Consider the following 11951-nt stretch of genomic DNA (forward strand, 5'->3'; position numbering starts at 1 on the left):
TTGATTGTATCTTTGTCTCTATCTTTTAATTATGCGAAAAAAACCGATTATTATTGGTGTAACAGGCGGTTCTGGTAGTGGAAAAACCAGTGTCTCACGGGCTATTTTGGCCAACTTCCCCAATGCTAAAATTGCTATGATTGAACACGATTCTTACTATAAGGATCAGAGTCATCTGACTTTTGAAGAGCGTGTAACAACTAATTATGATCACCCTTTGGCTTTTGAAACAGACTTACTGATCAATCATTTGAAAGAGTTAATTGCTGATCGTCCGGTAGATATTCCCATTTATGACTACACACAGCATACACGCAGTGAAAAGAGTTATCGTCAAGAGCCTCAAGATGTTTTTATTGTTGAAGGCATTCTTGTCTTAGAAGATCAGCGTTTGCGTGACCTGATGGATATTAAATTATTTGTTGATACCGATGATGACATTCGTATTATTCGCCGAATTAAACGTGATATGCAAGAGCGCGGTCGTGGTTTAGATAGCATTATTGAGCAGTATACAAGAGTTGTTAAACCTATGTACCATCAATTTATTGAACCAACCAAGCGCTATGCTGATATTGTTGTTCCAGAAGGTGTCAGCAATCTCGTTGCCATTGATTTAATCAATACCAAAGTGGCCAGTATTTTAAACGAAACACATTAATCTAGCTTAGACTGTGTTTTTTCATATCTTTAAGTGGCTAACTTCATTTTAGAATTTTCAATTGAAAAGTCATTGTTTGATTTTTCAGAAAATTTCCTGATTTCTATTGACAATCATTCTAAAAAAAGGTATGATGTTAACAACATACATCGAAAGGAAAAAGTCAAATGTTTACACGAAATGACGCTTTGTTGTTGAGGTGTGAGGGCTAATGCAAAAGCATTAGTCCTGTTTGGCTTACCAAGCGGGAAGAAAAAACATCTCGCTTGGGTTTCTGAGTGAGATGTTTTTTTACTTTATTTTTTCAATTAGAAGGTGGTAATCTTATGCGTAAGGTTGAATTTCTTGACACAACGCTCCGTGATGGCGAACAAACACCGGGGGTTAATTTTTCGATTAAAGAAAAAGTAGCTATTGCCAAGCAATTGGAGAAGTGGGGAATCTCTGATATTGAAGCCGGTTTTCCAGCTGCTAGCCCTGACTCTTTTGAAGCTGTGAAGCAAATTGCAGCAGCGATGACAACGACTGCTGTATCAGGTCTGGCTCGTTCTGTGAAATCTGATATTGATGCCTGTTATGAGGCGCTTAAGGATGCCAAATTTCCACAATGTCATGTCTTTATTGCAACCAGTCCTATTCATCGTGAATTTAAGCTTAAAAAATCCAAAGAAGAAATTCTTGAAGTAATTAAGGAACATGTAACTTATGCGCGCTCAAAATTTGATGTGATTGAATTTTCACCAGAGGATGCCACACGTACAGAACTTGATTTCCTATTGCAGGTAGTGCAAACTGCTGTAGATGCTGGTGCTACTTATATTAATATCCCTGATACAGTTGGCTTTACCACGCCAGTAGAATTTGGCCATATTTTCAAGTATCTCATTGAAAATGTTAAATCTGACCGTGACATTATTTTCAGCCCTCATTGTCATGATGACTTAGGAATGGCAACCGCTAATACCCTCGCTGCCATTAAAAATGGTGCTGGACGTGTTGAAGGAACGGTTAATGGTATCGGAGAACGTGCTGGTAACGTAGCTCTTGAAGAAGTGGCCGTAGCTCTTAATATTCGTGAAGATTACTATGATGCGACCAGTGCTATCGTTCTTGATGAGACAGTGACCACTTCAGAAATGGTATCACGTTTCTCGGGTATTCCTGTTCCTAAAAATAAAGCTGTTGTTGGTGGCAATGCTTTTTCGCATGAATCCGGTATTCATCAAGATGGTTTTCTTAAGAATCCCCTCACTTATGAAATTATCACGCCTGAATTGGTTGGTGTTAAGAAAAGTTCCCTGCCGCTTGGGAAATTATCTGGCCGTCATGCCTTTATTGAAAAATTAAAAGAATTGAAGCTTGATTTTGAAGAAGGAGAGGTTGCACCTCTTTTTGCAAAATTTAAATCGTTGGCCGATAAAAAACACGATATCACAGATGCTGATATTAGAGCTTTGGTAGCAGGGACTAGTGTTGAAAATCCTGAAGGTTTCCACTTTAAGGACTTAAGGCTGACATCAAATGATGACGACACGATCACAGCACAAGTTATTATGGTCAATGAGGGTGAGGAAGAAGTAACTATCATTGCTAATGGTAAGGGTTCTGTTGAAGCTATTTTCAATGCTGTCGATAAATTCTTTAATCAAACTGTTAAGTTAGATAGTTATAATATTGAGGCTGTTACTGATGGTATTGATGCTCAGGCACGTGTGCTCGTTTCTGTGGAAAATGTTGATACGGATACCATTTTCAATGCTTCTGGTCTTGACTTTGATGTTTTAAAAGCTAGTGCTATTGCTTATATCAATGCTAATACCTTTGTTCAAAAGGAAAATGCTGGTGAAATTGGTCACAAAGTTTCAGAACGTGATTATCCAAGTAATGACTAGGAGAGGAAAATGAAAAAAATCGTAACGCTGGCAGGAGATGGTATTGGTCCAGAAATTATGGCAGCAGGTTTAGAGGTTTTTGACGCTGTTGCTCAAAAGATTAACTTTGACTATGAAATTGAAGCAAAAGCTTTTGGAGGTGCAGGAATTGATGCCAGTGGGCATCCGCTTCCTGATGATACCTTAGCAGCAGCAAAAACTGCTGATGCGATTCTATTGGCGGCCATTGGCAGTCCGCAATACGACAAGGCACCTGTTCGTCCGGAACAAGGTCTGTTAGCTATACGTAAAGAACTTAATCTTTTTGCTAATATTCGTCCAGTGCGTATTTTTGATGCCCTCAGGCACTTATCGCCTTTAAAAGCAGAACGTATTGCTGGTGTTGATTTTGTGGTTGTTCGTGAATTGACTGGTGGTATCTACTTTGGTCAACATACTTTAACTAAAAATTCGGCATGTGATATTAATGAGTACTCAGCTAGTGAAATCCGTCGAATTATGCGTAAGGCCTTTGCCATTGCACGTGGTCGCAATAAAAAAGTAACCAGTATTGATAAGCAAAATGTTTTGGCGACTTCAAAGCTTTGGCGACAGATAGCAGAAGAAGTAGCAAAAGAATATTCAGATGTCACTTTGGAGCATCAATTGGTGGACAGTGCAGCCATGGTTATGATTACTAATCCAGCTTGTTTTGATGTTGTAGTGACTGAAAATCTTTTTGGGGATATTCTGTCCGATGAATCCAGTGTACTGCCTGGCACCTTAGGGGTCATGCCGTCTGCCAGTCATTCAGAAAGCGGTCCTAGCCTTTATGAACCCATTCACGGTTCAGCACCTGATATTGCTGGAAAAGGTATTGCTAACCCAATTTCTATGATTTTATCAGTTGCTATGATGCTGCGTGACAGTTTCGGAGAAACTGCTGGTGCTGAAATGATTGAACACGCTGTTAATAAAACCTTGACGCAGGGGATTCTAACGCGTGATTTAGGCGGTTTGGCTAATACAAAACAGATGACAGCTGCTATTATTGCTAATCTCTAATGCCAGTATTTTTTTGGTATTTGTTAAGAGAATAATTGTTTATCATCAGATAAAAAAGATTTTTGATTAAGCTATTTGGTAATAGATATAGGTATGATTGTAATGACAATTTTGGAGAGTCTAGTATGAGTGGAAAATCAATTTTTGATAAATTATGGGATCGCCATGTGATTACCGGTAAGGAAGGAGAGCCCCAACTCATGTATGTGGATCAGCACTATATACATGAGGTGACTAGCCCGCAAGCCTTTCAGGGCTTGCGAGATGCTGGTCGAAAAGTGCGCCGTCCTGATTTAACTTTTGGAACATTTGATCACAATGTACCGACCGTTAATATTTATGATATTCGTGATGTTATTTCTAAGGCACAAATGGATGCTCTTGCTAGAAATGTTATCGAATTTAATATTCCTCATGCAGACCATGGTTCTGAAAATCAGGGAATTGTCCATATGGTTGGCCCTGAGACTGGTCGTACACAGCCGGGTAAATTTATCGTTTGCGGAGATAGCCATACGGCAACACATGGCGCTTTTGGTGCTATTGGTTTTGGAATTGGAACTACCGAAGTTGAGCATGTTTTTGCGACCCAGACTATCTGGCAGGTAAAACCTAAAAAGCTCTTGGTAAAATTTACAGGAAAACCACAAAAGGGTGTTTATTCCAAGGATTACATTTTAGCCTTAATTGCTAAATATGGTGTGGCTTTAGGTGTTGGTTATGTTGTTGAGTATATTGGTGATGCTGTTGATGCCCTAAGCATGGAAGAACGAATGACTATATGCAATATGTCCATAGAATTTGGTTCTAAAATGGGAATTATGAATCCTGATCAAAAGACCTTTGATTACCTTAAGAACAAAGCGTGTGTCCCTGAAGATTTTGAAACAGCAGTGGCTGATTGGAAGACTTTGGTTTCTGATGAAGATGCTCATTACGACAAGGTGATTGAATTAGATGTTTCTCAATTAGCTCCCATGGTGACTTGGGGAACTAATCCTTCAATGGGAGTCGCTTTTGGGCAAGCTTTTCCTGATATTAGAGATATGAATGATAAGCGGGCTTATGATTATATGGACATGAAGCCGGGTCAAACAGCAGAGGATATTGAACTTGGTTATGTTTTTTTAGGTTCTTGTACCAATGCGCGATTAAGTGATTTGAAAGTGGCAGCTAAGTACGTTGCTGGTAAACATATTGCTCCTAATTTGACCGCTATTGTGGTTCCGGGCAGCCGTCCTGTCAAGCAGGCTGCTGAAAAAATTGGTCTGGATAAAATTTTCTTAGATGCTGGCTTTGAATGGCGCGATCCGGGCTGTTCCATGTGTCTTGGTATGAATCCTGATAAGGTACCTGAAGGCATGCACTGTGCTTCAACTAGCAATCGTAATTTTGAAGATAGACAGGGAGTTGGAGCGAAAACACACCTTTGCAGCCCTGCTATGGCAGCAGCAGCAGCAATTGCTGGTCGCTTTATAGATGTTCGTCAATTACCGGAGGCACAAGTTTAATATGGAAGAATTTACAATTTATACAGGAACAACGGTTCCTTTAATGAATGATAATATTGATACCGATCAAATTTTGCCTAAGCAATTTCTGAAACTCATTGATAAAAAAGGTTTTGGAAAATATCTGATGTATGAGTGGCGGTATTTGGATAATAATTATACAGAAAATCCAGATTTTATTTTTAATCAACCAGAATACCGCGAGGCGAGTATTTTAATTACAGGTGATAACTTTGGAGCAGGTTCTTCAAGGGAACATGCAGCTTGGGCTTTGGCTGATTATGGGTTTAAAGTTATTGTAGCTGGCTCTTTTGGAGATATTCACTATAATAATGATTTGAATAATGGTATTTTGCCCATTATCCAGCCTAAGGAAGTTCGAGATAAACTGGCTAAATTAAAACCGACAGATGAAGTAACCGTTAATCTTTTTGAACAAAAAATCTATTCTCCCGTAGGAGATTTTTCCTTTGATATTGATGGGGAATGGAAACATAAACTATTAAATGGACTTGATGACATTGGAATCACTCTTCAGTATGAAGACCTGATTGCACAGTATGAGCAAAACCGTCCAAGCTATTGGCACTAAAAAAGTAGATAAAACAATCATTGAGTGATGAGATATGCTATCTAGAAAAAAATAAGAGAGGCCTTATGATGCTTTAGCAATCAGAAAAAGCTCTCTTTTATTTTCTTTAGAATAAATTAAAAATATCTTGAATGTGGCGTAGGAGTAAGTTGGAATAGTTTTTGTCGGACTGGCTATCTTTGATTTTCTCCTTGGGAAGTGGTTAGGTAATCTGTAATAATGCCATTGACACCCATCAAAATCATCCCTGTCATTACTGATTCATTGTTGACTGTCCAAGCGTAAATCTTCTTATGATTGGTCAGCAGTTTGGTCATGAAATTTTGGTCTAAGGAAAAGTATTCCATCGTATAGCCGTTGGCTTTGGTTCTGGAGAAGATAGACTTATAAGGAAGGATGAAGTAAGCGACAAGAGATTTATCATATTTTTTAACCTTATCAATGAGATGGTAATCAAGCGAATGAATCTGATGTTTGATTGGTTTAGCGTATTTGTTGAGAAAATGTGCCATTATCTTCTTTGAATCTTGAGAAGATGTTTTGATTTCAATGAGTAATTTTTGTTCTAACTGATTTGCTTTAGTGAGATAGTCATCAAAGCTTGTCATTTTTGTGCTATAACCATTTTCCGAGACAGTAATTTGCAAGAACAGCATCTTTAGAAGACTATAAACTTGCCTTTTGGGAGGAAAATAGCGTTTGATTTTCATAGGACTTACTGCTATAATAGAAGTTGTCAGAAAATACAGATATTAACTAGAAGAGGAAATTTTTATGACTAAACATATCCATTGGGATGGCAATCTTTCACAAGAAGGCTTTGAAATTGTTAAGGGCGAAGGCGGTGTAATCGTTTGTCCAACTAAGGTTGGCTACATTATCATGACTTCAGATAAAAAAGGTCTCGAACGTAAATTTGAAGCTAAAAAGCGCAATCGCAACAAACCTGGGGTTGTCCTTTGCGGCAGTATGGAAGAATTGCGTGCCTTAGCCCAGTTAACACCAGAAATTGATGCCTTTTATCAAAAACATTGGGATGAAGATATCCTTCTTGGCTGTATCTTACCATGGAAAGCAGAAGCTTACGAAAAATTGAAAGCTTATGGCGATGGACGTGAAGAACTGATGACAGATATTCGCGGCACCTCTTGTTTTGTTATTAAATTTGGCGTGGCTGGCGAGCAAATTGCCAAAGAAATGTGGGAAAAAGAAGGCCGTATGGTTTATGCTTCCTCTGCTAATCCATCAGGTAAAGGGAACCGCGGTAAAGTGGAAGGTATTGGTGAACGTATCGAATCCATGGTTGACCTTGTTATTGAAGCTGATGATTATGTCGCTTCTATCCAGCCTGATAAGACAATTGAAACGCGCTATGAGCAAGGTGTTATGGTCTCAATGGTTGATAAAGACGGCAAATTAATCCCGCAACAAGGAGCGGATAGCCGTTCAGTAGAGCCGTGCCCTGTTGTTATCCGTAAGGGTCTTGATATTGATAAAATCATGATGCACCTATCAGATCAGTTCAACTCTTGGAATTACCGACAAGGTGAGTATTATTAAAAAGCAGCAGTCCTTAGGACTGTTTTTCAATATTAAAATAGGTAATGTAAAATCACTCCGCAAGGGTGTTTTTGCTATAATGAAAAGGTAAAATTCAAAAAGGGAAATGAATAAAGGATGGTCAAAGACTTATCAGATATGAGTTTAAAGGAACTCTGGCAATTATTCCCTATTTTTCTTGTTGAACACAAAGAGGAATGGGAAGATTGGTATGAAGAAGAAAAAGAACGGCTTTTACACTTGCTTCCAAGTCAAAGTATCAAAAGTATTTCCCATATTGGCAGCACAGCTGTTCCTGACATTTGGGCTAAAAATATTGTTGATATTTTATTAGAAGTTCCTGAAAAGGAAGATTTACAAGATTTCAAGAAGCGGTTGCTGGATGCTGGTTATCTCCTCATGTCTGAAGGTGAGAAACGGTTATCTTTTAATAAAGGTTATACAAAAGACGGCTTTGCCGAGAAAGTATTTCACCTTCATTTACGTTATCAAGGGGATAATGATGAACTGTATTTTAGAGATTACTTAAGAGAGTATCCGGAAGTTGCTAAAGACTATGAAAGGTTAAAACTTGGCTTATGGGAAAAATATGAGCATAATCGTGATGCTTATACTGATGCTAAGTCTGACTTTATTAGGAAATATACACAAAAGGCTAAGAAAAATGATAAAGGGAAAGACAATGTCAGATGTTTTGAACTGCTCTCTGCCAATGGACAATGAAATAATAAAAATTAAGAAATGGCCTTGTTCCTCATTTCAATAAGTGATCTAAAGCCTGTCTGGAAGAAGCGGAATCAATTGTCAGTAGAGAATGAACGAGAGGTTGCTTTTTGATTTTAAGTGAGTATTAGTTATGGGAAAAAGGTGTCAAATCAACAGAATTTAGTTTGAATCTAAGCTCTATTTTTAAGTTTGTAGATTATTTAATAGGAGATATAGGCTGTACTTTTTTGAAAAAAGTGTACACTAAAATCACTAACTTCAGACTGCCCCAAAGTAAGTTCTCCCTATCTGGCAATTTGGTTGAGACAGAACCTTTCTATTTAGTTGTTAATTTGTTATGAGTTTGATTGCGACTAGAGAGGGTTTATGTTGGATAAGTTTTAGTGATTGAATGATATTCTCAGGATTTATAGGAGAGATGCCAAGTAACTTAGCTAATTCTTCAATGTAGACAAAGGTAAAGATATCATAGGCTGATTGATTATTCAGAGTGGCACGCCTAACGCCGTTAACATGTGGGTTAATAATCATCTTGTGTTAAGTTAGCAAAAGAAGTTCCTTTAGGCAAATTATCCCGAATGAGGGTGTGGCTTTTCTCAATATGTCCTTTCTAGTCAGGACGATTGAGGCACAGAAGAGTAGTAGCTTAGACTCTTCTCTCACATCAAACTTGATATTATCCACCCTAGTGAACTCTCCCACGTTGTCAGTAAGAATAACAGGAGAAAGCTTCAAAGAAATCCTTATTCCCTTCATAACCACGATAAAGGCGTGAAAGCTTATGTTCCACCTTGTCCTCTTCTGGTCATTTTTTACTTACAATAAGTGATCCAATAGTGGTCAATGATACACTCCTCATATAGTGGACAGTGAAAAACCAAAAATTCACTAGAAGTTATAAGGGGAGTTTTCTTATGTCTAAAAGAAGTTCAAAGTCTGTAGCTGAAAAACTGGAGATTGTTTTGTTGTACTTGGAACGAGAGAGATCCATTTCAACCTTAACAAGGCATTCTGGAGTAGATCATCAAACCATCAAAGATTGGGTTAGAAAATACAAAGGATCAGACATAGAGGGTCTCAAAGAGTCTAGAATTTGAAAGAAATATAGTCAAGAACTGAAGGAACAAGCCATTCGGGATTACCTTGAGGGTCAAGGAAGTTTAGCTCAATTGTTGAAAAATATGGGGTCTCTAATTTTCATGTTCCATAAGGTGGATAAAACGGTATACTAGTGGTGAAACATTACCAACCACTCGTAAAGAACGGACTCGTATGAAACAAGGACGCAAGACAACTTTTGAAGGACGTATTGAAATTGTCACTTTCACAATGGTTCACAATAAGAACTATCACGCGGCGGTTGAGAAGTATGGGGGCTCTTACCAACAAGTTTACTCATGGGTGAGAAAGTTTAAGAAAGATGGCATCAATGGACTATTAGACCGACGTGGAAAAGGTCTTGAAAGCAAACTAATATCCGTCGTTATTGTGGCTATTGTACTAAGACCAGTTTGATAAACATTGAAGAGAATAGTCTCAATTGTGACTTCACAGCTGAAGCACCGAATCAGAAAAGGTGTACAGGTGTTACCTTCTTGCAATACGATCTTGCCCCTCTTGAAAAGAGAGACAAGGCCGTTGAAAAGAACCACTTATAATGGACAGTATAAAAAAGTTATATACTGTTCTTATAAGGAGGTTCTTTTCATATGGCCAAAAAAGGAAGCAAGTTCACTAAGTATTCATCAGAATTCAAATTACAGGTCGTAAAAGATTACCTTAGTGGGAAGAGTGGAGGGATGCCTTCCATTGTCAAAAAATATGGGTTAAAATCAGATAATCAGGGACTAACTTGGACAAGGAAATACCGCGAAAACCCAGCCCTACTCACACAAGATTTACGAGGCACTAAGTCCACTGGTCGTCCTAAAACGAGAAATCTAGATGAGATGTCACTAGAAGAGTAGAATGCTTATCTACACATGGAGAATACTATTTTAAAGACCTTAAGGCCTCTCCTCAGAAAGTGAGAAGAGGCCATCTTTATCAAGTCGTTGATCGGTTAAAGAATCGTTACCCTGTCTCCTCTTTATGTTCCTATTTTGGTTTCCCAAGGTCATCATACCTACCTCTGGTTAAGCAATGGGAAACCTGAATATAAGCAGTTTGATTCAAACCTCGCTCAAAAGGTTACAGACCTCTTCCATGATACTCAGAAAGGTTATCGCTTCATCTGTTATCAACTCTTCCGTAACCCAAAGACTATTTTACGCTATATGCGTATTCTTGGTCATTACTCACCTATTCGTAAGAAGACGTATCATTCTTGTACTCAACGAGAGATAACTGAAAAGGCAAGACACGTCCACTACAACGTGCTTGCCCGAAACTTTAAAGCAGAACGCCCTCCCCAGAAACTAACAACGGATGTCAGCTACGTTTACTACAACTATGGGAGGATGTTCCTGAGTGTCATAAAAGATTGTTATGACAATTCCATTTTAGACTATACGCTATCCGATTTCAATGATAACAAGTTAGTTTTTGATAATATAGATCTTGTATTTAATAATTTCTGGGATTCAACTAAGGTCTGCATTCTTCATTCTGATCAAGGATTTCAATACACCAATCAACAATATCTTCGAAAACTAGACCAATATGGAGTGACCATTTCTCATTCTGGTAAGGGAAATAGTTACGATAATGCAGCCTGTGAGAATTTCTTTTCTCACTTGAAGAGTGAGTCCTTAAGACCATTTCCACCTAAAGACAAGGGAACACTCATCCGTCAAATTAGGGAATACATTAACTGGTATAACTACCACAGATCACAAGAGAAATTAAAAGGTATGACTCCTATGGAATTCAGGAAGCCATACCTTACTAAATAATACGCTTTTTATACTGTCTATTTTAGATGGGGCTTGACAGTTGCCTAATCTTTTATTATTTCATTGTCCACTTGACAGGGAGCAGTTCATTATAGTCTCTAAGAGTCCTTTTTGATTCTCTTTAACAGCTAAGCAACAGTCTGCCTACTTCTTGATAATCTTATTGGCAATGACTTTCTGAATGCCCATAGCGTCAATACTAATTAGGCAACCTTTTACTGATAAGTGTTCTAATAAATCTGGTATAGCTGTGTTTTCACTTCCCTTATCATCACAGTTACCACTTGATCATAACAGATGCCCAAGTCTGTCGCATAAGCAGAGACAACATGTAACGCTTTTTGGACTGGCATTGCCTCTCATTGTTTTGCCATCAAAAGCCAGCAGCAAAGGTTGGGAAGGTTTTAGCTGATAACTCTGCTTCTTGAAGCATTTCTGACTACATCAGAGTTGACCCTCACAAGAACTTGATTATCTAAGGTCGCAAACACGCCTTGCAGCGTATCATGGATGGAATACCATTTTCTAGCTTAAGAACACGACGTAAAGAAGACCAGACCCATAGGCTTTCCAAAGTCTTCAATATCTTACCATTATCGGCTGCTGTCAGGTGAGCAAAGAAAATCAAAAGAACTATTAGACAAACAGTGTTTGATTTTCCAATTCTTACGATCATCATGTACCGCAATCAGAAAATTAAGGATTTCAGTCATTCAAAACATCTCCTAAGTCTATTATCCTTAAGAGGAGAGTTTGTGCTTGTGAAATTATTCTCTGAAAACAGTCTTTTCTTCATGCATTTGACGTGCTTCATAACAGTTATTCTTGATGAGAGGTGCTTACGAATTTCTTTAGAAACAGTTGAAAGAATCTTGCCAATTTGTGATCCGATCTCATGAAAAGTCTTTTACCGTTCGATGCCCATTGAATGTCATTACGACGGTGTCTGAGAGGGTTAAATGTTTGTGTTTCATCTTAGTAAGTCCTATTTGTCCCAGACTAAGTTCTACACTATTTTGTCATTTCAGTCTAACTTCTTGTTTATGATGAAAACTAGAACTTACTTTAGGA

9 protein-coding genes and 4 pseudogenes are annotated in these 11951 nt (G+C 38.2%); 10 read left to right on the forward strand and 3 right to left on the reverse strand.

Translation table 11 applies throughout. The features are described 5' to 3' along the window. Positions 1 to 31: 31 nt before the first annotated feature. The 5 genes from udk to leuD all read left to right on the forward strand — a co-directional run bounded on the left by udk (position 32) and on the right by leuD (position 5700). On the forward strand, positions 32 to 661 hold the full coding sequence (gene udk / locus FNL60_RS04005; protein ID WP_002276314.1) for a uridine kinase: 630 nt from the start codon (positions 32 to 34) through the stop codon (positions 659 to 661). Between the two features lie 326 nt (positions 662 to 987). Beyond that, positions 988 to 2553 (forward strand): 2-isopropylmalate synthase, encoded by a 1566-nt coding sequence (locus tag FNL60_RS04010; RefSeq protein ID WP_002264341.1) that lies wholly within the window; start codon positions 988 to 990, stop codon positions 2551 to 2553. Positions 2554 to 2562: 9 nt separating this feature from the next. Continuing rightward, complete coding sequence (gene leuB, locus FNL60_RS04015) at positions 2563 to 3597, forward strand: 3-isopropylmalate dehydrogenase (protein WP_002267888.1); 1035 nt, start codon at positions 2563 to 2565, stop codon at positions 3595 to 3597. A 125-nt stretch (positions 3598 to 3722) separates the two neighbouring features. Further along, entirely contained in the window at positions 3723 to 5108 is a 1386-nt protein-coding gene (leuC, locus tag FNL60_RS04020) for a 3-isopropylmalate dehydratase large subunit (RefSeq protein ID WP_002262706.1), read from the forward strand. Position 5109: 1 nt separating this feature from the next. After that, positions 5110 to 5700 (forward strand): 3-isopropylmalate dehydratase small subunit, encoded by a 591-nt coding sequence (leuD, locus tag FNL60_RS04025; protein WP_002262705.1) that lies wholly within the window; start codon positions 5110 to 5112, stop codon positions 5698 to 5700. A 173-nt stretch (positions 5701 to 5873) separates the two neighbouring features. Here the strand turns inward: leuD and FNL60_RS04030 are convergent, their stop codons facing one another. Beyond that, positions 5874 to 6410, reverse strand: a complete 537-nt coding sequence (locus FNL60_RS04030) for a glycerophosphodiester phosphodiesterase family protein (protein WP_002263643.1) — start codon at positions 6408 to 6410, stop codon at positions 5874 to 5876. A gap of 64 nt (positions 6411 to 6474) precedes the next feature. On the opposite strand from FNL60_RS04030, the gene FNL60_RS04035 reads away from it, so the two are divergent. Together FNL60_RS04035 and FNL60_RS04040 are read left to right on the forward strand one after the other, a co-directional pair. Beyond that, entirely contained in the window at positions 6475 to 7260 is a 786-nt protein-coding gene (locus FNL60_RS04035; protein WP_002263642.1) for an L-threonylcarbamoyladenylate synthase, read from the forward strand. A 117-nt stretch (positions 7261 to 7377) separates the two neighbouring features. Beyond that, a complete protein-coding gene (locus tag FNL60_RS04040; RefSeq protein WP_002263641.1) occupies positions 7378 to 7983 on the forward strand; it encodes a GrpB family protein in 606 nt (201 codons plus the stop codon). A gap of 330 nt (positions 7984 to 8313) precedes the next feature. Here FNL60_RS04040 and FNL60_RS10465 read toward each other — a convergent pair. Beyond that, positions 8314 to 8743, reverse strand: a pseudogene (locus FNL60_RS10465) (IS30 family transposase); the annotation flags it as partial. 157 nt (positions 8744 to 8900) lie between these two features. Here FNL60_RS10465 and FNL60_RS10470 point away from each other — a divergent pair. The 3 genes and pseudogenes from FNL60_RS10470 to FNL60_RS04060 all read left to right on the forward strand — a co-directional run. Further along, positions 8901 to 9456: pseudogene (locus tag FNL60_RS10470) on the forward strand (transposase); the annotation flags it as partial. A gap of 239 nt (positions 9457 to 9695) precedes the next feature. Beyond that, a pseudogene (locus tag FNL60_RS04055) lies at positions 9696 to 10016 on the forward strand (transposase). Between the two features lie 72 nt (positions 10017 to 10088). Beyond that, positions 10089 to 10880, forward strand: coding sequence for an IS3 family transposase (locus FNL60_RS04060; protein WP_167395603.1), 792 nt, complete (start codon positions 10089 to 10091; stop codon positions 10878 to 10880). 147 nt (positions 10881 to 11027) lie between these two features. On the opposite strand, the pseudogene FNL60_RS10475 reads toward FNL60_RS04060, so the two are convergent. After that, positions 11028 to 11593, reverse strand: a pseudogene (locus FNL60_RS10475) (ISAs1 family transposase); the annotation flags it as partial. Positions 11594 to 11951: the final 358 nt, after the last annotated feature.

Origin of the sequence: Streptococcus mutans (assembly GCF_006739205.1) — a bacterium.
GTDB classification, from domain to species: domain Bacteria; phylum Bacillota; class Bacilli; order Lactobacillales; family Streptococcaceae; genus Streptococcus; species Streptococcus mutans.